Genomic DNA, 19509 nt, shown 5'->3' with positions numbered 1-19509 from the left:
GGCGGCCCGTCAGACCACGTTATGCGCCGGACCGTAGGGAAACCCGGTGATGTTCTCGGCACCCTCGTCCGTGATGATCAGGATATCGTGCTCACGATACCCACCCGCGCCCGGCTGCCCCTCGGGGATGGTCAGCATCGGCTCCATGGAGATCACCATGCCTGGCTCCAGGCCCGTGTCGATATCCTCCCGCAGCTCAAGCCCCGCTTCCCGGCCATAGTAGTGGGACAACATGCCGAAGGAGTGGCCGTAACCAAAACTCCGGTATTGAAGCAGGCCGCGCGCCGAGAGGAAGTCATTGATCTCCCGGGTGATCTCAGAACAGCGGATGCCCGGCCGCATCAGGGACATGCCAAGCTCATGGGCCTTCACATTCGCCTCCCATATCGCGCGGGAGGCGTCATCCACCTCACCCAGGAACAGCGTGCGTTCCAGCGCGGTATAGTAGCCCGAGATCATTGGAAAGGCGTTAAGGTTCAGGATGTCGCCACGCTGCAACCTGCGCCCCGTCACCGGGTTATGCGCCCCGTCGGTGTTGAGGCCGGATTGGAACCAGACCCATGTGTCGCGGTATTCGGCATCGGGGAACCGATGGGCGATTTCCAGCTCCATCGCGTTCCGTCCGGCCATCGCCACCTCGATTTCGCGGACCCCTTCCCGGATGGCGGTCTTCATGGCCCACCCGCCGATATCCGCCACCGCGGCGCCGGCGCGGATCAGATCGCGTTCGGCTGCCGATTTCACCATCCGTTGGCGCATCGTCATCGGCGCGAGATCAACCGTATCGCGGGGCGCCAGCGTATCGGAAAACGCCTGCCGCGCGGCAAGGGTCATGTGATCGCCCTCATACCCGGCGACCCGGGCGGTTCCGGTTACGGACAGCACCGCGCGCCAGAAATTGCCGCGCTGCCAGTCGGTATAGGTCAGCGCATCGCAGGCGCAGCGCCGCCACGGCTGGCCGCCGTCAATTCCGGCGGCGATCACCACCGCCTGATCCGCGGTTACCACAAGGCCGTAGGGCCGCCCGAAGGCGCAATAAAGAAAGCCCGAGTAGTAGGCAATGTTGTGCATCGAGGTCAGCACCGCCACCTCGACCCCGTGGGCATCCATGATCGTGCGCAGGCCCATCAGGCGGGTATCGTACTCCGTCTGCGAAAATGGCAGCGCGGCTTTTTCACCGTTGTGAAAGCTGTAGAATTCCGGGCGCTCCATGGCGGACCCTCCTGTTCAGAAGGCCCCGGCGTTCAGGGCGAAACCTTGGCCCGCCGAACGCGCGGACCGGACGACGCCATCGTCCCATCGCGCAAGCCTGCCGCAATCCTGCCCGGTCAGGCAAGACCCAAAAGCACCTGCAGCGCCAGAAGGATCGACCCGAACGCGGTGGCCAGTGCGACATTGCCGAACAGCATCGTGCAGGCGAGATTGGCCAGCATCACCACGCCAAACACCCAGCGCCACTCCGGCGAGGCGCGGATCTGCCCGACATTCAGGATCAGGATCAGCATCGCCGCGATATAGACCGAGATGACGGAGACCGCGGGCTCGGGATCCAGCCACGCCAGAAAAAGCGCGATACACCATGGCAACGCCACGTTGATCAGCGCAAACCGCGCCCATACAGGCAATCCCGTCATTGTCCCGCTCCTTTGCGCCCACTCCGCCGCAGAACCGCCCGGGCTGTCAACTCTGCTCTGGTCCCGTCCCCGCCCGCCGTCTAACCTCCGGGATATGCTGCGGTATCTTCTCAACCGTCTGATTTCGCTATGCCTCAGTCTGGTTGCCGCCAGTCTGGTGATCTTTCTCGTGATCGAGGTGATCCCCGGAGATCCGGCCGCGTTCATGCTGGGCCTGAACGCGACCGAGGCGAATGTGGCGGCCCTGCGCGAGGAACTGGGGCTTGGCGGCACCCTGCCCGAACGGTACTGGGCCTGGGTATCGGGCATGCTGACCGGCGATTTCGGCACCTCCTACACCTATCGCGTGCCGGTGGCCGACCTGATCCTCGACCGGCTCTGGGTCTCCTTGCCGCTTGCGGGCTATGCGCTGGCGCTGTCGACGGCCATCGCCTTTCCGGTCGGGCTGATCGCGGCGTCGCGGCGCGGGACGGCCACCGATTACGGCATCATGGGCGGCACCCAGCTTGGCATCGCGGTGCCGAATTTCTGGTTCGCGATGCTGCTGGTGCTGGTCTTTGCGGTCAACCTGCAATGGTTTTCGGCGGGTGGCTTTCCCGGCTGGGCCGATCCGATGGCCGCGATCAAGGCGCTGACGCTGCCGGCCATCGCGCTGGCGCTGCCGCAGGCCTCGATTCTGGCGCGGGTCATGCGCTCGGCTCTTCTGGACACACTCGGGCAGGATTACATCCGCACCGCGCGCGCCAAGGGTCTGAGCCGGCGGCAGGCCGTCATCCGCCATGCGCTGCGCAATGCGCTGATCCCGGTGCTTACCATCATCGGGCTGCAATTCTCCTTTCTGCTGGCCGGGGCGATCATCATCGAAAACGTCTTCTTCCTGCCCGGCCTCGGCAGGCTGATCTTTCAGGGGATCACACAGCGGGATCTGGTCGTAGTGGAGAGCGTGACCATGCTGCTGGTCTTTGCGGTCATTCTGGTGACCTTTCTGGTGGATATCGCCTATGCCGCCGCCGACCCGAGGCTGCGCCGGAAATGATCCGCCTGCCCGTCTCCCTGCTGCTTGGCGCGGCGCTCTCGACGGGGTTTCTGGCCGCGGCCCTGCTCAGTTTCGTCTGGACGCCGCATGACGTGGAAAACCTCGTCATCGCGAACCGGCTGCAACCGGCGGGCGGTGAGTTCCCGCTTGGCACCGATCAGTTCGGGCGCGATCTTCTGTCGATGCTGATGGTCGGGGCGCGCACATCCATCGCGGTGGCGCTGGTGGCCGTGGGCATCGGCATAACGCTTGGCGTGCCCCTGGGCCTTGCCGCCGCCGCGACGCGGGGCTCGCTTCTCGACGAGATCATCATGCGCGGCAACGACCTGATCTTCGCCTTCCCCTCGCTGGTCATCGCGATCCTGATAACCGCGGTTTTCGGCCCTTCCGCGCTCAACGCCATTCTCGCCATCGGTATCTTCAACATCCCGGTCTTTGCCCGCGTCGCCCGTGGTGGCGCGCTCAGCCTGTGGACGCTGGATTATGTCCTGTCCGCCCGCACCGCCGGCAAGGGCAAGGTGCGGATCAGCGCCGAGCATATCCTGCCCAACATCGCCAACCTGCTGATCGTGCAGGCCACGATCCAGTTTTCGCTCGGTATTTTGGCCGAGGCCGCGCTCAGCTATGTCGGACTGGGCGCGCAGCCACCCACGCCAAGCTGGGGCCGGATGCTGGCCGAGGCGCAGACGATGATCTACACCCACCCGATGCTGGCAGTGCTACCGGGGCTTGCCATCGTGCTGATGGTGCTGGGGCTCAACCTGATGGGCGACGGTCTGCGCGACGTGCTGGACCCGAGACTGCGGAGGCAGGGGACATGATCCGCATCGACGCGCTGTCCCTTTCGATCCACGGCCTGCCGATCCTGCGCGATGTGTCGCTTGCCATCGGCAAAGGCCAGATTTTCGGGCTTGTCGGCGAAAGCGGGTCGGGCAAATCCATGACCGCGCTGGCGCTCATGCAGCTGCTGCCGCACGGCGCCGAGGTCACCGGGCGGGCCATTCTGGACGAGATCGACCTGCTGACGAAATCCGAGGCCGATATGTGCGCCCTGCGCGGCAACGAGATCGGGATGATCTTTCAGGAACCGATGACCGCGCTCAATCCGGTGCAAACCATCGGCGACCAGGTCGCCGAGACGCTGTTGATCCACGATGCCGCCACGCGGCCGGAGGCGCGGCGGATCGCGCGCGACCGGCTGGACCGTGTCGGTCTTTCCCATATCGGGATGGATCGCTTCCCTCACGAGCTTTCCGGCGGGCAACGCCAGCGGGTATGCATTGCGGCAGCCATCGCGCTGCATCCGCGGCTGTTGATCGCGGACGAGCCCACTACGGCGCTGGACGTGACCACCCAGGCGCAGATCCTCGATCTCTTGAAGGATCTGGTGGCGGAGGAAGGCATGTCCCTGTTGCTCATCACCCACGATCTGGCGGTGGTCTCGGACATGGCCGATCATGTGGCCGTCATGCAAAATGGGGAGATTGTCGAGCAAGGGCCCACGGCACAGGTTCTCGGTCAGCAAAACCATCCCTACACGCGCGCACTTTTCGCCGCCTCCTCCCATCAGCCGGACCGGACGCGAATGGCCGGGCGCGCGCCGCTGCTGGATGTGGAAAACGTCTCGCGGCTGTACCCCGGACCCCGCAGGGGGCTGACCCGCGGCGATCCCGTGCGTGCGGTGGATGGCGTCAGCTTCCAGCTTCACAAGGGCGAAAGTCTGGGCCTTGTGGGCGAAAGCGGCTGCGGAAAATCCACGCTGACCCGCGCGATCCTTGGCCTTGACCCGATACAGGGCGGCGCGATCCGCCTTTTCGGGGAGCCCGTCACGCCCAGCATGCGCAATGACCTGCGCGCCGGCATTCAGGTCGTTTTTCAGGACCCCTATGGCAGTTTCAATCCGCGCTGGCAGGTCGAAAAGCTGGTGGCCGAGCCGTTCCATCTGATGGCGGCGCCGCCGCCCGATCGCCGCGACCGGGTGGCCGAGGCGCTGCAATCGGTCGGTCTTCAGCCTGCGGACATGGCCAAGTACCCCCATGAATTCTCTGGCGGGCAGCGCCAGCGCATCGCCATTGCCCGCGCGCTGATCACACGGCCCCGCATCCTGGTTCTGGACGAGGCGGTATCGGCGCTGGATGTCCGGGTGCGCGCGCAGATCCTCGATCTGCTGGCCGATCTGCAAAGCCGGCTGCATCTCAGCTATCTGTTCATCAGCCACGATCTGACGGTGATCCGCGCGATCACCGACCGGGTTCTGGTGATGCAGGCCGGCCGGATCGTGGAGGAAGGAGAGACCGAGACGGTTTTCACCGCCCCGGCCCACAGCTACACCCGAACCCTGCTGGCCGCCGCGCCGAGGCTTGATATCATGGGGCGGGCGACCACAAACGCGGCTATGTGAGCCGACAGGAGGACCAGTGTTGACCCGATTTGGCAAATTCCCGGTTTTCTTCGTGCTTCTGGCGCTGTCGGTGCTGGCCGCGGGCCTGTTCGGCGCGGTTCACAATCAACTCAGCTTCACCGTAGGGCCGGATTACTTCCACAGCCTGAAATTCGATCAAATGGGCATTCCGGATACGACCCGGAACCGTCTTGGCGCGGCCATCGTGGGCCTTCGCGCAAGCTGGTGGATGGGGCTGGCCGTGGGGTCACCGGCACTTCTTTACGGTCTTTTCCGCATCCCCCGGGCGGGCACGTATCTGGCCGCCGGGATCGGCGCGATCGGAATGGTCGTGTTTCTTGCGGCCTTCGCCGCCATGCTGGGGCTGCTGGCCGGCTTGACCCTGCCCGCGACCGGCTGGCTCGACCCGCTGCAGACGCCCGACGGGGTGGAGCGGCAGGATTTCCTGCGCGCGGGACTGATGCATGAGGCAAGCTATCTGGGCGGAGCGCTCGGCGCGCTTCTTGCGTTCTGGCCGATCCATCGCGCCGCCCGGCTTGACACGGCAAGGCTTGAAGGAAAGGCGCAGGCTACATGACATCGCAGAAGGTCAATCTTGCGGACAAGCTGTCCAAGTTCACCGAACACTGGGCGCCGCGCATCGTGGCCGGCTACAATGGCAACGACATCATGGTGGTGAAGGTCGAGGGCCCGTTCGTCTGGCACAGCCACCCGGAGACCGATGATCTGTTTCTGGTGCTCAAGGGCGAGATCGACATCGAGATGCCGGGGCACACCGTGACCCTTGGAGAGGGGGAGCTGTTCGTGGTGCCCCGTGGTGTGGAACATCGCCCGGTCGCCCGGAGCGAAGCGCATCTGCTGGTGATCGAACCGGCCGGCACACCGAATACGGGCGACCCGGAGACCGCCGTTCGGAAGGAGCGCCTATGACCGGCTTCGCCCGCCATGTCCTGCCCGCAGACATCACCGCCTTTGCAGGCGATTTCGCAAGCCAGCCGCTGGCCTTCGCCCATCTTCTGGATGTGGCGCCCGCGATTGATCTGGACCATGTGGAGGTGATCCCCGCCACCGCGCCCATCGCGCGCCTGACCCCCTATTTCGGGGCTGATACCGCGCAGGTCATCCGTGCGGCGGCAACCGGGCGAAACACCCTTCTGTTGATCCTGCCGGCCGCCTATCCGGGCCTGGACTGCCCCTTCGGGGCTACGGACCTGCTTTCGCTCATAGGCACGTTCCGGGGCACCATCACGCGCATGATCCCCGCAGGCGGAGAGACCTGAGATGCAGCCCGGACCCGGAAACCTGATCACCGATATCAAGGGCCTGCGCGTCGGCAACGCCGCCGATGCGGAGATCAAGACCGGCTGCACCGTGCTGGTGGCCGACAGGCCCTTTACCGCCGCCGTGCATGTCATGGGCGGCGCACCCGGCACCCGCGAAACAGACCTTCTGGCCCCTGACAAGACCGTGCAGCAGGTCGATGCGCTGGTTCTGTCCGGCGGCTCCGCCTTCGGGCTGGATGCGGCCTCGGGCGTGGCGGATGCGCTTCGGAAGGAGGGGCGCGGTTTCGCCGTCGGCGATGTCACTGTGCCCATCGTGCCCGCCGCGATCCTGTTCGATCTGATCAACGGCGGAAAGAAGGACTGGGCGCAAAACCCCTACAAGGCGCTTGGGGCCGCCGCGCTGGCCCACGCGGTGGAGGATTTCGCCCTCGGCACGGCCGGGGCCGGCACCGGCGCGTTGATCGCGGATCTCAAGGGCGGGCTCGGCTCGGCCTCCCTGCAGGTCGGGCGCTACACGGTGGGGGCGCTGGTCGCCGTCAATGCGCTCGGCCGGGTCACGGTGGGCGACGGCCCGCATTTCTGGGCCGCGCCGTTCGAGTTCGGGAGCGAGTTCGGCGGATTGGGCCCGGCGCCCGGTTTCGATCCCGCCGCGCCCGCGCCTGTCAAGGGCGGCGGCCAGGCCACGACCATCGCGATTGTCGCAACCGACGCGGGGCTGACCCAGTCCCAGGCCAGTCGCCTCGCCACTGCCGCCCATGACGGAATGGCGCGTGCGATCTATCCCAGCCATACGCCCATGGATGGCGATCTGGTCTTCGCGGCGGCCACCGGCACGACCCCGCTTGACGCCCCGGAAGCGGATCTGCTCCGCCTTGGCAATGCCGCCGCGGTCTGTCTTGCGCGCGCCATCGCGCGCGGCGTCTATCATGCGACCTCCGCCACTGGCGACTTGCAACCCACATGGGCCGCGCGGTTTTCTTCGATCTGACAGCGGTTCCCTGTTCTAGGAGGACCTCCCACCGGAGACCTCCCGCCCACCATCCAGCCCAAAACGAAAACCCCCGGCGGTCTGCCGGGGGTTTTTGCAGGGTCGGGTACCGGGCCGGTTCAGTGAAGCCGGGCTTCGACCTCGGTGATGGCGTTGTCGATCAGCTTGTTGGCCTCTGCCGCCGTGGTCTGCGCCGCGATCACCTGCGCCGCCGCGGCCACGGCCACGTCTACCGCGCGATTGCGCACGTCACGGACCGCCGATTGCTCGGCGCTGGCGATCTGGTCCTCCGCCGCCTGCAACCGCCGCGCGATCGAGGCCTTGAGATCTGCCTTGGCCTGCTCCGCCGCCGCCGCGGCATCCTCCCGGGCGGAGGCCACGATCCGTTCGGATTGCGCCGCGACCTCACGCTGCTTGCGCTCGTAGCTGGCGAGGATCGTCTGCGCCTCCTCGCGCAGCGCGCGTGCCTCGTCCAGATCGGCCCTGATCTGGCGTGCGCGGTTGTCCAGCATCCCGCCCAGCATGGAGGGGACGTTGAAATAGAACAGGATAGCCAGGAACAGCAGGAAGCCGATCAGCACCACGAAATCGGTGTTGAACAGCGACGTGAAGTCGTAGCTGCTGTAGCCGTCCTCGCCCGCGGCAAAGGCGGGTGTCGTCAGGACGGAGACCGCGATCACATAGCGCATCATTGGCTTCCTCCCTGCATCCGTTCTGCAACGGCATCCTTCACCGCGGCCGCATCCGCCTTGCCCTCGGACAGCGCCGCCACAAGTGCGGTCGCGGTGTCCCGCGCCACCTCTTCGACGCTTTGCATCGCACCGGCCCGGATCTCGCCGATGCGCGCTTCGCTTTCGGCGACCTTGGCGGCAATCTCGGCATCCGCGTGCGCCGTGGCCTCGGCCAGTTCGGCCTGAATCTCGGCGCGGGTTTCGGCAATGATTTCCTGCGCCTCGGCGCGGGCATCGGCAAGCGCCTTGTTATAGGCCTCCTCCGCATCGCTAGCCTGACGTTTCAGGTCTTCGGCGGCGGCAATGTCATTCGTGATCGTGCCCTGGCGTTCGGCCAGAACCGCCCCGATGCGCGGCAGCGCGATGCGCGACAGGATCAGGTAGATCACGATCAACGTCACCACGAGCCAGAAAATCTGGTTCGGGAACGTGGAAAATTCGAGCTGCGGCATGCCCGCCGCACCGGCGGCTTCTTCTGCAGCTACAAGGGCTTCATCGGCCATCTTGTCCTCCTGGAACCGGGATTACACCGGGCCACCCGCGCAGGGCGGATGACCCGGACGTAAGGATGGTTCGGGTGGCTCAGACGGCGAACATCAGCAGCAGAGCGACGAGGAACGCGAAGATCCCGAGCGCTTCTGCAAATGCGATACCGATGAAGAGCGTCGCGGTCTGACCGGCGGCCGCGGACGGATTGCGCAGCGCGCCCGCCAGGAAGTTGCCGGCCACATGGCCCACACCGATGGCGGCGGCACCGGAGCCGATGGCTGCCAGACCTGCACCGATGAATTGGCCCATATTTGCGATATCGCCTTCCATGATCGTCTCTCCTTACGTTGGAATTGGCTAAGATTTCGAACCCTGACCGCCGCTCTAGTGATGCGGATGAAGCGCGTCTTTCAGATAGACGCAGGTCAGGATGGTGAAGACATAGGCCTGGATGGCGCTCACCAGCACCTCGAGACCGTAAATTGCGATGACGCCGATGATCGGCGCGACGGCACCCACGCCCAGTGCGCCGGCGAAGCCCGCGAACACCTTCAGAACGGCATGGCCCGCCATGACATTGCCGGCCAGACGAATGGAATGGCTGACCGGGCGGACGAAGTAGGAAATCAGCTCGATGACCGCGAGGATGGGCCGCAGCACGAGGGGCGCGGACGACACCCAGAAGAGGCTCAGAAAGCCCGCTCCGTTCTTGATGAAGCCAAGGATCGTGACGGTCAGGAACACTGCCCCGGCCATCACCGCGGTCACCGCGATATGGCTGGTGGAGGTGAAGCTGCCGGGGATCAGCCCAAGGAAATTCGCGAACAGGATGAACAGGAACAGAGTGAAGATATACGGGAAATAGGGCAGCGCATCCTTGCCGGCCACGTCTTCCACCATCTTCCGGACAAAACCGTAAGCCAGTTCGGCCACCGACTGAACCCGGCTGGGAATGACCGCGCGCCCGCGGGTGCCCAGCACCATCAGTGCTGTTATCGCCAGAACTGCAAGGCCCATCCAGACCGTGGAGTTCGTCACCGTGTACCAGTGGATCGGGCCATCACCGAAGAACGGCTCGATGATGAACTGGTCCATCGGGTGGATCGACAGACCGCTTTCGTAATCGTCCATCAGGCCAAGGATGAACAGCACGACCGCAACGCTGATGAGACCGAAGGCAATGACGCGACCGGAGCCGGATTGCGCGGTTTGGGTGTCGCCAGAGGTGTTGCTGTCCGTTGCCACGTCTTATTCCCCTTCGTCTTTCGCTTCTGCCTGGCGCTGCATTTCCTGCGCCGAGCGGATCATCGTCTTCACCCCAGCGATGAAGCCGAGAAGCGTGAATATCACCATCAGCCAGGGCCGGGTGCCCAGAAGGGTATCCAGCCCATATCCGATACCGAACCCGATCCCGAGACCGGCCACCAGTTCGATCACCATTCGCCAGGCATGCTGCGCCTGAGAATAATGCTCCTCCGTATGGGGTTTATCGTCCTGCGCGCTCTTGGCTCTGGCCAGCCGCTCCTCCAATGCCTTGAGGCGGTCGGGATCGGGTTGATCAGGCATCGCGGGACACCCCTTCGAGGTTCGGGCGGAAGCTAGCAGAGCGGCGCGCAGAGTCAACGCGCGAAACGAGTCGGAAAAAACCAGACAATGCTTTGAGAATAAAAGAGAAAAATCAGGTGCGACACTGTCGCCGTCGCGCGCCCGGGATTGGGGCATATTCAACCAGATGGTTGACGATCGCGATGCGCTACGCTTTTAACCATCCCCATGCCCGACCGTCTGGACACCACATTTGCCGCCCTTGCCGACCCGACCCGGCGGCAGATCCTGTCCATGCTGCTGGAAGACGACATGGCGGTCACGGATGTGGCCGAGCCCTTCGAGATGTCTCTGGCCGCAATTTCCAAGCATCTCGGCATACTCACCCGCGCCGGGCTCATCACGCAGGAGAAACGCGGGCGGGTGAAATGGTGCAAACTGGATCCCGATGCGATGAAGGATGCCTCCGTCTGGATGCAGGGTTTCGGGCAGTTCGATCCGGTCAACCTTGAGGCGTTCGAAGCCTATCTGGCCGAAACCGGTCTCGATCGTGACGGGTAGCCTTTCGGATCACAGGATGCCCGCAAGCCGTAGGATGACGACCACGACCACGACGAGGCCGATGATGTAAAAGATATTTCTCATGAGGACCTCAGATGAAATTGATGATGGCGACGACGACCACGACGAGGCCGATAAGGGTCAATATACCACGCATGAGAAATCTCCGAGTTTTTTGTTCTGTATCGGGGTAACGCTCCCAAAGGAGTTTCGGTTCCATATCCGCCCCGATCAGGCCACGCGGGGTCTGCAGGCCTTCCCGAAACGGGGCCTGTCGCGGGGAGTTTGATTCCCCTTCGCCGACGCCCGCCGCGGCCCCGCGCGATTGAACCCCGATGACAGGGCCGCCGACATATGCATGATTGTCCGCATATCACGAAGGAGCCTGTCCCATGCGCCATGCCCTGCCCCTTGCCCTCGCGGTCGTGCTTGCCGCGCCCGCCGGGGCGCAGACCTGCGACAGCCCGGTCGGCCCGATCGAAAGCTGCGTCGTCGGCGCCTGGATCGGGTCCAGCACAATCCCCGAAGCGATGGAGCGTGCGATGCGCGCCATGCCGGAGAACGTGCGCGCCAATTTCAACGATTTCGGGCGGCCCGTGGCGATGATCATCTACGAGGACGGGTTCTTCGAGACCTTCCCGATGGGCGCGAATGGCAATGCCGTGTTCGAAGACGATGACGGCAATGTCACGCGGGTGGAGATGAACGCGCAGACGATCACCTCGGCCGGTTACCTCACCGCGATGGGCGGCATGCTGGATATCTGTCACCTGCCGGGCGGCGCCGGCGGACTTACGGGCGAGATGACGGTCACCACATCCGATGGCAGTGCGACCATGCCACTTGCGCCTCCGCCCGGCCCGCAAAGCTTCAACCCCGTGATCACCTACACATGTTCGGGCAACTCCATGCAGCAGATGGTAGCCCTGCCCGCGCCTCTGGGCACGATCACCTACGATCTGGCCCGCGTGCCGCTTTCCGCCTTTCCCGAGGAGATGCGCGACCGGGTGGAAGATCTGCCGACGGATTGAGCGCTCAGCCCGCCTGTTTCAGGCAGGACCGGATGAACTTCGCGGCCGAGCGGTAATGGCTGGGGCCCGACGCCTCCGCATAGCGCCCGATGGTCCATCCTGCGGCCCCCGGCATGGTCTGCCCGTAAAGCGACGCATCGGTCCCGGCCAGCATGAAATCCAGAAGCCGCTCATGCGCGCGGGCCAGCCACGCCCTAGCCTCGTCCCAGGGCATATCGGCATAGCGCCGCCGCAACTCCGCGTTGTAGGGCTTGAGCTGGTTCCATTTCACGCCCTCGTCGGGGATATGCACCGGCCCGCCCGCCGCGGCCTGATCCAGCCATTTGAAGAACAGCCCGCTCCAATGCGCCCGGTGGGTGACGACATCCTTGATCGAGGTATCGTCTTCGAATTTCCGCTCCGCCAGATCGGCGGGAATATCGGCGATCAGGGCCTCCAGCCTGGCGTAGTCCTTCCGGGTGGCGGCGATCAGGTCTTCGCGATTGGTGGCGGCGGGCATGAGACATTCCTTTCAGATGCAGCCATTTTTGCACCGCGCGAAGGCACGTGCTTGACCCAGGTCAACCCGCGCCTTCATCCTTCAGCAGCATCGCCAGCGCCAGAACGGTCAGCCCCACACCGGCAAGGATCAACACGCCGGGCACGGGCTGTCCCAGCGCCATTTCCCACAGGATCACCCAGGATGGCGTCAGATAGGTATAGGCCATCACTTTCGACGCGGGCAGCCTCAGGGTTGCGAACTGCACCAGAAACACCGTGGTCGAGCTGGCGATGACGGCGACATAGACCAGCGTGATCCAGACCAACGGGCGCAGACCGGCCCAATCGGTTTCCGCGAGATCCCGCCAGCCCCAGACCAGCAGAACCAGCGCACAGGCCAGAAGCGTGCCGAAAGTGAAGCTCAAGACCGGCTCCCCCCGGTTCAGAAGCCGCACGGCGGGGGTATAGGCCGCGTGGCAGATGCAGCCCCAGAAGAAGATCCACTCTCCGCGCCCGATCTCGAAGGCCAGAAGCGCCGACAGATCGGCGCGGAAAATTACCCAGAGCGCACCGGCCGCCCCGACAGCAAGCGCCACCCCCATGCGCGGCGTGGTCGCCTGCCGCAGCATCAGCCAGCCAAAACCCGCCGCCATGACCGGCGTCAGCGTGAAAACCGCCGCGGCGGAAACAGGCGGGGCCGTCTTCAGCCCTTCGAACATGGTGACGAAATAGACCGCGAAAAGCCCGCCGAGGATGAGATACCGCCACGGCGCGACCGCAACCGCGCGAAACCCGCCGCCCCGTGCCGCGATCACGCCGGCGATCACCGCCGCGGCGATGGCGAAGCGCACGGCGTTCAGCGCGGCGGGCGAGATCTCGTTGGCGATCTGCCCGCCAAGCGAAAACGATCCGGCAATCAACGCCGAGAAGGCCAGCATCGCAAGATGCCCCTGCCGGGCAGGTGACAGGGCCTCAGCCATGCCGTTTCAATCCACCGGCCAGGTTTTCACCTCTTCCTTCAGGAACCGCAGAAAGGTTTGCACCTTGGCTGTCCGGTGCAGGTCCATATGGGTGACCAGCCACAGCTTGGCGGACCATTCCTCAAGGCTCGGCAGCATATCGACCAGATCCTCAGTCCCGTCGCGGTCCCATGCGGGGAGAAACCCGATGCCGATCCCGGCCATGATCGCATCCTTGACCGCGCGCATCTCGGTCGTGCGGAAGTAGATGCTGGTTTCCGGCACCATCTGGGTCAGCCAGCGCAGAAAGGGTGCGCGCGGCGTCTCCACCGAGGAGCCGATGAAACGGTGCCGATCCAGATTTGTATCGTCGAGCGCCCCGTATCTCGCCACGTAGTCCTTGTGCGCGACAAGGCGGATGGTCTGGGTGAAGAACGGCTGCACGATATTATCGGGCTGTTCGGGCAGGGCACCGGCCCGGATCGCCACATGCGCCTCGCCGTATTCCAGGCGAAACAGGCGGTTGTCGGTCACCAGCCGGACGCGCAGTTCCGAATGCTGATCCTGAAATCTGGCAATTGCCGGGATGAAGAGCGGGGACAGGGATTCCAGCGACGTCACGATCAACTCGCCCGTCACCTCGTTGCCGCGCCCCTTGATCCGGCCCGCAAGCTGGGTGAACTGGTCATCCGCCCCACTGGCCACGCTCAGCAAATCCTGCCCCGCTTCGGTCGCGGTATAGCCGCGGGCATGGCGCTGGAACAGCTTGGCGCCCAGCCGCCCCTCCAGCGCATCGATATGGCGGATCACGGTGGCATGATGCACACCCAGAACCTCCGCCGCGCCGCTGACCGTGCCCATCCGTGCGACCTGATAGGCTGTGCGGATCTCATCCCAGTGATCAAATGACATATCTGTGCGCTCCCACACATAGTTACGCATATTTGGGCATATTGTGTTCATTCTCGCAAGGGGCATTTTCAGAAACACCGACCGCAACAGGTGTTCAAAAGGATCCATCCCATGACCAACTCCGTTCTCCGCATCGATGCCTCCGCGCGCCGCACGGGCTCCGTCTCCCGCGATCTGTCCGACCGGATCATCGCCCGCCTCGGGGGGGACGCATCCGTTGTCCACCGCGATCTTGCCGATGGCCTGCCCCTGATCGACGAAGCCTGGATCGGCGCGAATTTCACCCCCGCCCCGGACCGGACGGAGGCACAGCGCGCGACGCTTGAGCTGTCGGATACGCTGATCGCCGAGATCGAGGCCGCGGGCACTATTGTCATCGGCACGCCGATCTACAATTTCGGTGTGCCCGCCGCGCTCAAGGCCTGGGTCGACCTTGTCGCCCGCGCCGGCGTTACCTTCACCTACACCGAAAGCGGCCCTGTCGGCCTGCTCTCGGGCAAGCGCGCCATCGTCGCCATCGCGTCGGGCGGCACGCGCGTCGGCTCCGAGATCGACTTCGCAGCCGGATACCTCCGCCATGTTCTGGGCTTCATCGGCATTCATGAGGTCGATTTCGTCACAGCCGACCAATTGATGATCGATGCGGAAGGCACATTGAAATCCGCCCATGACCAGGTGGCCGGTCTGGCCATCGCGGCCTGAGCGGCGGCGGCCGGCTCTGGCCCGGCGGGTGCGGGCCGGGCCGGATTGCGCAATCGCGTCTTTTGCCAAACAAAATTGCCGTGCTAGGCTGCCGCTCATGTCAAGACGGATCCTCTGCGCGATCATGATTCTGGTGATGCCGATCCAGGCCCAGGCGCAGACCTGCAGGCTGGACTTCATCATCTCGATAACGCAGGGCGTCGGCGACATCCGCCCCGGCTCCGAGCTTTCCGGCCGGGCGGACTTCACCACCGAAGGCAGTTTCCGGCAGGAGGGAGGTGCCACCGCGCATTTCGCCACCGGCACCATGGTGCTTGAGGGCGACATCACCGGCCCGGTCTGGACCCTGATCACCACCAGCCGGGATTTCATGTTCGATCTGGTCGGCGTCTACGCCCATCACGTCACCGGGTTTTCCTTTGCCGGCGCAACCTTCGAGGGGCCGATGGCGCTTACACTTTATGGCGCACCGGGCACCCGGCCCGAGCCGATCCCGCCCGTGACACAGGCGGAATGGGACAGCCTGACGCTTCGGCGCAGCTTTCAGCTGCACTCCGACAGCGGCGATATGCTGGCCGGGGATGTGACGACACTCACCGCGACCTGTTCGGGCGCTTGACTCCGCCCGTCTCTCCGGCCTAAACGGGCCCTCAAATACCGGAAGCATCAGCATCCGGTCCTGTGACACATGCAGGATCGCCCCCCGTCAGCGAGGTTTCGCCCACGGGGGCAAAACCCGTTTGGTTTTGTCCCCCCAATGGAAATGACGCCGGGCCTTGGTGCATTCGGCCATGTCCCTTACCTGACAGGGGCAAAGCAGAGTTAGCAAAGGGGGCCGTGGCCCATGTTTGAAAATCTGTCCGAACGCCTCTCCGGCGTCTTTGACCGCCTGACCAAGCAGGGCGCGCTCAGTGAGGATGACGTGCGGACCGCGATGCGCGAGGTCCGCGTGGCGCTGCTGGAGGCGGATGTGTCCCTGCCCGTCGCGCGCGAGTTCATCAAGGCGGTGGAGAAAAAGGCGACCGGCGCCGCGGTGACCAAGTCAGTCACGCCGGGCCAGCAGGTCGTCAAGATCGTTCATGACGAGCTGATCGGTACGCTGCGGGGCGAAGGCGACCCCGGCGCGCTCAAGATCGACAATCCGCCCGCGCCGATCCTGATGGTCGGCCTGCAGGGCTCGGGCAAGACCACCACTACCGCCAAGCTCGCCAAACGCCTGAAAGACCGCGAGGGCAAGCGCGTACTGATGGCATCGCTCGACACCAACCGGCCCGCCGCGATGGAACAGCTTGCCATTCTGGGCGCCCAGATCGGCGTCGACACGCTTCCGATCGTCAAGGGCGAGGATCCGGTCGCGATCGCCAAACGCGCCAAGACACAGGCCAGCCTTGGCGGCTACGACGTCTACATGCTCGACACCGCCGGGCGGCTTCATATCGACGCCGAACTGATCGCCCAGGCCGCCGCCGTCCGCGACGTGGCCAAGCCCCGCGAAACGCTGCTGGTCGTCGATGGCCTGACCGGTCAGGACGCGGTGAACGTGGCGCAGGAGTTCGACGACAAGATAGGGGTGACCGGCGTTGTCCTGACCCGGATGGATGGCGACGGGCGCGGCGGTGCGGCGCTCAGCATGCGCGCGATCACCGGCAAGCCGATCCGCTTCGTGGGTCTGGGCGAAAAGATGGACGCCATCGAGACCTTCGAGCCGGAGCGGATCGCGGGCCGCATTCTGGGCATGGGCGACATCGTCGCGCTGGTGGAAAAGGCGCAGGAAACGCTTGAGGCCGAACAGGCCGAACGTATGATGAAGCGTTTCCAGAAGGGTCAGTTCAACATGAACGACCTGAAATCCCAGATGGAGCAGATGCTCAAGATGGGCGGCATGGAAGGCATGATGTCGATGATGCCCGGCATGGCCAAGATGTCGAAGCAACTGGACGAGGCGGGCTTCGACGACACGGTGATCCGCCGCCAGATCGCGCTGATCAACTCCATGACCAAGCGCGAACGCGCCAATCCGGGCCTGCTGCAGGCCTCGCGCAAGAAGCGCATCGCGGCAGGCTCGGGCCAGGAGGTGAGCGACCTGAACAAACTTCTGAAGATGCATCGGCAAATGTCGGATGCGATGAAGAAGCTTGGCAAGATGGGCAAGAAGGGCCTGATGAAGGGCGGTCTGGGTGCGCTGATGGGCCGTGGCGCGCCCCAGGCCCTGAAGGACATGGATCCCGGCAGCATGGACCCCAAGGCGCTGGAAGCCGCAGCCCGACAGATGGGCCAACCCGGCGGCCTGCCCGGGCTTGGCGGAGCGCCGCTGCCACCGGGGCTCGGCGGGTTCGGGAAGAAGAAGTGAGCGGCGTGACCGTCCATATCCCGACGCTTGAGACCGCGCGGCTGACGCTGCGCGCACTGCGGCTTGGTGATTTCGAGGCCTATGCCGCCACGTTCGCGTCGCCGCGCAGCAGGTTCATGGGAACCCTCACGCGGCGCGAGGCGTGGAACAGTTTTGCAAGCGAGGCGGTCGACTGGCTTTTTCGCGGCCATGGGATCTGGGCGATCGACCTCAAGGGCGGCCCGCATATCGTCCTTACCGGCATCGGACAGCCGGACCATTTCCCCGAGCCCGAGATCGGGTGGATTCTCCATGATGGGCATGAGGGGCATGGCTACGCCACCGAGGCGGCGGAGACGGCGCGGGACTGGGCGCGGAACCGCGTCACCTCCCTTGTCAGTTACATCGATCTGGCAAATCACCGCTCCATCTCGGTGGCCCGTCGCCTCGGCGCCACGGCTGATCCGCGCGCCGCTCTGCCGCGCGGAGAAACGGCGGACGAAACAGTCGTCTACCGGCATTGGGGGAAAACCGCCACTCGGCGGAAGGTAGCAATCGCATGACCCCAGTTCTTGCCCACACCCCGGTGCTGGAAACCGAAAGGTTGATCTTGCGCGCCCCGCAGGCGTCGGACTTTCCTGTGCTTGCGCCATTCGTGATGTCGGACCGGGCGAAATATATCGGCGGCGGTGCGGATAAGGACATTGGCCATGCCTGGCGCATCCTCGCAATCCTCTCGGGCCACTGGCATCTACGCGGGTTTGGCATATTCGTGCTCGAAGACAAGTCCAGCGGCCTGCCGATCGGCTCTGCCGGTCCATGGTACCCGGAAGGCTGGCCCGAAAAGGAACTGAGCTGGACAGTCTGGACCCCGGAAGCGGAAGGCAAGGGCTACGCTTACGAGGCGATGCTTGAGTTGCGGCGGCACGCTTGGAACGACCTCGGCTGGTCCACCGCTGTCAGCTATATCGACCCAGAAAACACGCGCTCCATCGCGCTGGCCAAACGACTTGGCTGTGTTCTCGACCCCGCAGCAGCTGGACCAAAGCCGGACGAGCCGGTTCATGTCTATCGCCATCCCACACCGGAGGCGCGGACATGATCATACCCACTGTGACCACAGAGCACCTTATCCTGCGCGCACCGCAACTGTCGGATTTCGAAGCCTATGCCGATTTCCGTGGCTCGGATCGGGCGGCCTTCGTTGGCGGACCGAACTCGCCTGCGCAGGCCTGGCAACAGCTCTGCGCCCTGGCCGGCCAATGGCAGTTCAGGGGTTATGGCCGCTGGATGATCGCCGACAAAGAGACCGACCAGCCACTCGGCGTGACCGGGCTCCACCATCCTTTCGACTGGCCCGAACCGGAGATCGCATGGTCGCTTTTCGCAGCGGGTGAAGGGCGCGGCATCGCCTATGAAGCGGCACTGGCCGTGCGCGCATATGCATATGAAACGCTTGGCTGGTCGACGGTGATCAGTTGCGTGGATAGCAAGAATACCCGATCACTGGCGCTGGCGAAGCGCCTGGGCTGCAAACCGGATGGCCAGTTCACCCAAGAGGTTTTGGGGGAAATGGACGTCTGGCGCCACCCGTCGCGCGAGGCCTTGGCATGACACAGACCCTTGTCACAAAGCGGCTGACGCTTCGTCGGCCTGCGGCTCAAGATGCAAACGCCACGACGGCATTCTATATGTCCGAACGTTCGAATATGGCAGGCGGTCATGTTCCACGCCCGGCTGCATGGCGGCATTTTGCATCGATGCTCGGCCATTGGGAGGTTCGGGGGTACGGATTGTGGGCCGTCACACTACGCGGTGAGGATGCAATCATCGGCCTTGTCGGACCCTATTTTCCTGACGGCTGGCCAGAAACCGAGATCGGGTGGCTGATGTTTGATGGGGCGGAAGGCGAAGGCTATGCATTCGAGGCGGCTGAAGCGGCCCGCATCCACTGCTATGACACACTCGGCTGGCCCACCGCAGTCAGCTATATCGACCCAGGAAACACACGCTCCATCGTGCTGGCCAAACGGCTTGGCTGTACGCTGGACGAGGCGGCCGCCAAGCCCAAACCCGGCACCTTGGTCTATCGCCACCCTGCCCCCTCGGAGATCGCCGTATGACTGACGCGACCACCCGCGCCGCCGCGCTTCTCAAAGAGCACCGCGAGAGCATCGACCGGCTTGATGCGATCCTCGTCTACACGCTTGGCGAGCGGTTCAAGCGCACGCAGGCGGTGGGCCGTCTCAAAGCCGATCACGACCTTCCCCCGTCCGATCCCGCGCGCGAAGCCGCGCAGATCGAACGGCTTGAAGACCTGGCGCGCCGGGCCGATCTGGACCCGGAATTCGCCAAGAAGTTTCTGAACTTCATCATCGCTGAAGTCATTCAGCATCACAAGAAACACCAAGAATAACAGGCATCTGCC

At 64.5% G+C, this 19509-nt stretch carries 27 protein-coding genes; 17 read left to right on the top strand and 10 right to left on the bottom strand.

Going from position 1 to position 19509, the window contains the following annotated elements; translation table 11 throughout:
* Window positions 1-9: 9 nt before the first annotated feature.
* Together D9R08_RS03635 and D9R08_RS03630 are read right to left on the bottom strand one after the other, a co-directional pair.
* Complete coding sequence (locus D9R08_RS03635; protein WP_121896602.1) at window positions 10-1212, bottom strand: aminopeptidase P family protein; 1203 nt, start codon at window positions 1210-1212, stop codon at window positions 10-12.
* Between the two features lie 116 nt (window positions 1213-1328).
* Complete coding sequence (locus D9R08_RS03630) at window positions 1329-1634, bottom strand: hypothetical protein (protein ID WP_121896601.1); 306 nt, start codon at window positions 1632-1634, stop codon at window positions 1329-1331.
* A gap of 94 nt (window positions 1635-1728) precedes the next feature.
* Here D9R08_RS03630 and D9R08_RS03625 point away from each other — a divergent pair, with 94 nt between their 5' ends.
* The 7 genes from D9R08_RS03625 to D9R08_RS03595 are packed head-to-tail and all read left to right on the top strand — an operon-like array spanning window position 1729 to window position 7342.
* Window positions 1729-2670, top strand: a complete 942-nt coding sequence (locus D9R08_RS03625; RefSeq protein WP_121896600.1) for an ABC transporter permease — start codon at window positions 1729-1731, stop codon at window positions 2668-2670.
* Complete coding sequence (locus D9R08_RS03620) at window positions 2667-3491, top strand: ABC transporter permease (protein WP_199709219.1); 825 nt, start codon at window positions 2667-2669, stop codon at window positions 3489-3491. Before D9R08_RS03625 ends, D9R08_RS03620 begins: the two co-directional genes overlap by 4 nt.
* Window positions 3488-5071 (top strand): ABC transporter ATP-binding protein, encoded by a 1584-nt coding sequence (locus D9R08_RS03615; RefSeq protein ID WP_121896599.1) that lies wholly within the window; start codon window positions 3488-3490, stop codon window positions 5069-5071. Before D9R08_RS03620 ends, D9R08_RS03615 begins: the two co-directional genes overlap by 4 nt.
* Before the next feature lie 19 nt (window positions 5072-5090).
* Window positions 5091-5648 carry a hypothetical protein gene (locus D9R08_RS03610; RefSeq protein ID WP_121896598.1) on the top strand — a complete coding sequence of 186 codons (558 nt, stop codon included), beginning with the start codon at window positions 5091-5093 and terminating at the stop codon, window positions 5646-5648.
* Window positions 5645-6001 (top strand): cupin domain-containing protein, encoded by a 357-nt coding sequence (locus tag D9R08_RS03605; RefSeq protein ID WP_121896597.1) that lies wholly within the window; start codon window positions 5645-5647, stop codon window positions 5999-6001. The genes D9R08_RS03610 and D9R08_RS03605 overlap by 4 nt, the downstream gene beginning before the upstream one ends.
* Window positions 5998-6351 carry a hypothetical protein gene (locus D9R08_RS03600; RefSeq protein WP_121896596.1) on the top strand — a complete coding sequence of 118 codons (354 nt, stop codon included), beginning with the start codon at window positions 5998-6000 and terminating at the stop codon, window positions 6349-6351. The genes D9R08_RS03605 and D9R08_RS03600 overlap by 4 nt, the downstream gene beginning before the upstream one ends.
* 1 nt (window position 6352) lies before the next feature.
* A complete protein-coding gene (locus tag D9R08_RS03595; protein ID WP_121896595.1) occupies window positions 6353-7342 on the top strand; it encodes a P1 family peptidase in 990 nt (329 codons plus the stop codon).
* 119 nt (window positions 7343-7461) lie between these two features.
* On the opposite strand, the gene D9R08_RS03590 is transcribed toward D9R08_RS03595, so the two are convergent.
* The 5 genes from D9R08_RS03590 to D9R08_RS03570 all read right to left on the bottom strand — a co-directional run bounded on the left by D9R08_RS03590 (window position 7462) and on the right by D9R08_RS03570 (window position 10128).
* Window positions 7462-8031 (bottom strand): F0F1 ATP synthase subunit B, encoded by a 570-nt coding sequence (locus tag D9R08_RS03590; protein WP_121896835.1) that lies wholly within the window; start codon window positions 8029-8031, stop codon window positions 7462-7464.
* Window positions 8031-8576 (bottom strand): F0F1 ATP synthase subunit B', encoded by a 546-nt coding sequence (locus tag D9R08_RS03585; RefSeq protein ID WP_121896594.1) that lies wholly within the window; start codon window positions 8574-8576, stop codon window positions 8031-8033. Before D9R08_RS03585 ends, D9R08_RS03590 begins: the two co-directional genes overlap by 1 nt.
* Before the next feature lie 79 nt (window positions 8577-8655).
* Window positions 8656-8892, bottom strand: coding sequence for a F0F1 ATP synthase subunit C (locus tag D9R08_RS03580; RefSeq protein ID WP_018302205.1), 237 nt, complete (start codon window positions 8890-8892; stop codon window positions 8656-8658).
* 54 nt (window positions 8893-8946) lie between these two features.
* On the bottom strand, window positions 8947-9693 hold the full coding sequence (locus D9R08_RS03575) for a F0F1 ATP synthase subunit A (RefSeq protein ID WP_121896834.1): 747 nt from the start codon (window positions 9691-9693) through the stop codon (window positions 8947-8949).
* Between the two features lie 117 nt (window positions 9694-9810).
* Complete coding sequence (locus tag D9R08_RS03570) at window positions 9811-10128, bottom strand: AtpZ/AtpI family protein (protein WP_121896593.1); 318 nt, start codon at window positions 10126-10128, stop codon at window positions 9811-9813.
* 207 nt (window positions 10129-10335) lie between these two features.
* On the opposite strand from D9R08_RS03570, the gene D9R08_RS03565 reads away from it, so the two are divergent.
* Both D9R08_RS03565 and D9R08_RS03555 read left to right on the top strand, forming a co-directional pair.
* Window positions 10336-10668 (top strand): ArsR/SmtB family transcription factor, encoded by a 333-nt coding sequence (locus D9R08_RS03565; RefSeq protein ID WP_121896592.1) that lies wholly within the window; start codon window positions 10336-10338, stop codon window positions 10666-10668.
* 392 nt (window positions 10669-11060) lie between these two features.
* Window positions 11061-11699, top strand: a complete 639-nt coding sequence (locus D9R08_RS03555) for a hypothetical protein (protein ID WP_121896590.1) — start codon at window positions 11061-11063, stop codon at window positions 11697-11699.
* A gap of 4 nt (window positions 11700-11703) precedes the next feature.
* On the opposite strand, the gene D9R08_RS03550 is transcribed toward D9R08_RS03555, so the two are convergent.
* From D9R08_RS03550 to D9R08_RS03540, 3 genes are all read right to left on the bottom strand, one after another.
* Complete coding sequence (locus tag D9R08_RS03550; RefSeq protein WP_121896589.1) at window positions 11704-12198, bottom strand: ClbS/DfsB family four-helix bundle protein; 495 nt, start codon at window positions 12196-12198, stop codon at window positions 11704-11706.
* A 61-nt stretch (window positions 12199-12259) separates the two neighbouring features.
* A complete protein-coding gene (locus D9R08_RS03545; protein ID WP_121896588.1) occupies window positions 12260-13159 on the bottom strand; it encodes a DMT family transporter in 900 nt (299 codons plus the stop codon).
* A 6-nt stretch (window positions 13160-13165) separates the two neighbouring features.
* The gene (locus tag D9R08_RS03540; RefSeq protein ID WP_121896587.1) at window positions 13166-14050 is read right to left on the bottom strand and encodes a LysR family transcriptional regulator; all 885 of its coding nucleotides are present in this window, start codon (window positions 14048-14050) and stop codon (window positions 13166-13168) included.
* A gap of 111 nt (window positions 14051-14161) precedes the next feature.
* On the opposite strand from D9R08_RS03540, the gene D9R08_RS03535 reads away from it, so the two are divergent.
* From D9R08_RS03535 to D9R08_RS03500, 8 genes are all read left to right on the top strand, one after another.
* Entirely contained in the window at window positions 14162-14752 is a 591-nt protein-coding gene (locus D9R08_RS03535; protein ID WP_121896833.1) for an FMN-dependent NADH-azoreductase, read from the top strand.
* 97 nt (window positions 14753-14849) lie between these two features.
* Window positions 14850-15371, top strand: a complete 522-nt coding sequence (locus tag D9R08_RS03530; RefSeq protein ID WP_121896586.1) for a hypothetical protein — start codon at window positions 14850-14852, stop codon at window positions 15369-15371.
* A 225-nt stretch (window positions 15372-15596) separates the two neighbouring features.
* Window positions 15597-17102 carry a signal recognition particle protein gene (ffh, locus tag D9R08_RS03525; protein WP_121896585.1) on the top strand — a complete coding sequence of 502 codons (1506 nt, stop codon included), beginning with the start codon at window positions 15597-15599 and terminating at the stop codon, window positions 17100-17102.
* Window positions 17099-17644, top strand: a complete 546-nt coding sequence (locus D9R08_RS03520) for a GNAT family N-acetyltransferase (RefSeq protein WP_233557204.1) — start codon at window positions 17099-17101, stop codon at window positions 17642-17644. Before ffh ends, D9R08_RS03520 begins: the two co-directional genes overlap by 4 nt.
* A complete protein-coding gene (locus tag D9R08_RS03515) occupies window positions 17641-18183 on the top strand; it encodes a GNAT family N-acetyltransferase (protein ID WP_121896584.1) in 543 nt (180 codons plus the stop codon). The genes D9R08_RS03520 and D9R08_RS03515 overlap by 4 nt, the downstream gene beginning before the upstream one ends.
* A complete protein-coding gene (locus D9R08_RS03510) occupies window positions 18180-18695 on the top strand; it encodes a GNAT family N-acetyltransferase (protein ID WP_121896583.1) in 516 nt (171 codons plus the stop codon). The genes D9R08_RS03515 and D9R08_RS03510 overlap by 4 nt, the downstream gene beginning before the upstream one ends.
* Window positions 18692-19204 carry a GNAT family N-acetyltransferase gene (locus D9R08_RS03505; protein WP_121896582.1) on the top strand — a complete coding sequence of 171 codons (513 nt, stop codon included), beginning with the start codon at window positions 18692-18694 and terminating at the stop codon, window positions 19202-19204. Before D9R08_RS03510 ends, D9R08_RS03505 begins: the two co-directional genes overlap by 4 nt.
* Window positions 19201-19497 (top strand): chorismate mutase, encoded by a 297-nt coding sequence (locus tag D9R08_RS03500; RefSeq protein ID WP_121896581.1) that lies wholly within the window; start codon window positions 19201-19203, stop codon window positions 19495-19497. The genes D9R08_RS03505 and D9R08_RS03500 overlap by 4 nt, the downstream gene beginning before the upstream one ends.
* The last annotated feature ends 12 nt before the right edge of the window (window positions 19498-19509 follow it).

This window comes from Rhodophyticola porphyridii, assembly GCF_003688285.1.
Taxonomy (GTDB): Bacteria; Pseudomonadota; Alphaproteobacteria; order Rhodobacterales; family Rhodobacteraceae; genus Rhodophyticola; species Rhodophyticola porphyridii.
The sequence above is the reverse complement of the archived record's forward strand: the minus strand, read 5'-3'. Positions and strand labels throughout refer to the sequence as shown.